This is a genomic window from Pedobacter sp. UBA4863, assembly GCF_002399615.1.
Classification (GTDB): Bacteria; Bacteroidota; Bacteroidia; order Sphingobacteriales; family Sphingobacteriaceae; genus Pedobacter.
This window is the reverse complement of record NZ_DHDZ01000043.1, coordinates 3,250-3,687: the sequence shown is the minus strand read 5'-3', so window position 1 is coordinate 3,687 and position 438 is coordinate 3,250. Positions and strand designations below refer to the sequence as shown.

General features: G+C 35.2%; 1 protein-coding gene. It reads left to right on the top strand.

Annotation, left to right across the window (positions count from 1 at the left end; genetic code table 11):
• Nucleotides 1-78 precede the first annotated feature (78 nt).
• Nucleotides 79-438: site-specific integrase (locus tag B3I52_RS11325; RefSeq protein ID WP_293301321.1), on the top strand; the 360-nt coding region annotated here is incomplete at its 3' end.

Here is a 438-nt window from a genome sequence, read left to right as displayed (position 1 = left end):
AAGGATCCATTCTCCAAGTATAAGCTCCATTTCGATAAAGTAGAACGAGGTCACCTCTCTAAAGAGGAATTAAAGGTATTGAGTGAAAAATACTTTAAAATCGAACGATTACAAGCTGTACTTGATATGTTCCTGTTTAGTTGTTATACAGGGCTTGCTTATATAGATATATTCAATCTAACCAAAGAGAACATAATTAAGGGGATAGATAGTAGTGATTGGCTTAAAACTAATCGACAAAAAACGAATACAATAGTTAAGGTTCCTCTTTTGCCAGAGGCAGTGAACTTGATTAAGAAATATAATGACCACCCTGTAGCGGTTGGAAAAGGTACCCTTTTCCCAGTTATTTCTAATCAACGAATGAATGGCTACTTAAAGGAGATTGCTGAAATCTGTGGGATAGATAAGAATTTTACCTTTCACCTTGCAAGACAT